Origin of the sequence: Paraburkholderia sp. JHI2823 (genome assembly GCF_038900695.1) — a bacterium.
GTDB classification, from domain to species: Bacteria; Pseudomonadota; Gammaproteobacteria; order Burkholderiales; family Burkholderiaceae; genus Paraburkholderia; species Paraburkholderia mimosarum.
The window spans coordinates 1-911 of the sequence record NZ_JAYMRY010000153.1 but is presented as its reverse complement, the minus strand read 5'-3'; the positions used below and the strand labels follow the sequence as shown (position 1 = coordinate 911).

The window sequence follows — 911 nt, the reverse complement described above, 5'->3', positions numbered from 1 at the left end:
TAGCCGGTTGCCTGCTTCCATTCGCGCCTGCTGCTGCGCTCGATCGCATCGATAGCAGCATTGCGCCAAGCGGCACCGGGCGTGCTGACAGGCCACGGCTTCGCTCCCTCACGCGGCGGAATCGATGGGATCGCGCCACGCGCGGCGATCTGCGCGTGGCACGGCCTGGTGTCGTAGGCGCCGTCGCCACCGATGGTATCGATCAGCACGTCAGCCGGAATCTGGTCGAGCAGTTCGGGCAACACTTCGCCATCGCCTTCGTCCTGATGCGTCATCAGCGCGGCGCATATCTGGCCGGTGTTCGCGTTCATCGCGAGATGGACCTTGCGCCATGTCCGGCGCTTCGAATAGCCGTGCTTGCGCACCTTCCACTCACCTTCGCCGTACACCTTCAGTCCAGTGCTGTCGATCACCAGGTGCAAGGGAGCATCGGGGCGCTGCATGGGCAGCACAACCTTCAGTGTCTGTGCGCGACGGCTCAAGGTCGTGTAGTTCGGCACCGGCAAGCCCGTGTAGGCGAGTTTGCCCAGGCTGAGCGCGAAGCCCTGCAGAGCGCGCAGCGGCAGTTGAAAAACCTGCTTGAGACCGAGCAGCATCTGGATCGCCGCATCACTGTAGACACGCGGTCGGCCGCGCCTGGTCGGGCCAGCCTCGGATACCTGCGTCAGTACGCTTTCATCAATCCACATGGTCACGTCGTCTCTCGCGATCAAACCGGCATTGTATTCTCGCCAGTTCCTGACGCGGTACGCCCCTTTGGGCTCGCTTGCCTTGCGTTCGTCCTTGCGCATCTTCTCGGCGAAAAAAGCAAGAATCTACGCAGTTCGAAGTGAAGTTAACATTTTGGTCAACCCGAGCGTTGCGCGTAAACGTCAAGACCCCGCGAAGCAGCCTGATTTCTGCAACAACGC

At 61.6% G+C, this 911-nt stretch carries 1 protein-coding gene; it reads right to left on the bottom strand.

Annotated elements, in window-relative coordinates; genetic code table 11:
• Positions 1 to 791 (bottom strand): IS5 family transposase (locus tag VSR34_RS38025; protein WP_342965191.1); only part of this gene is annotated, 791 nt, incomplete at its 3' end.
• Positions 792 to 911 lie beyond the last annotated feature (120 nt).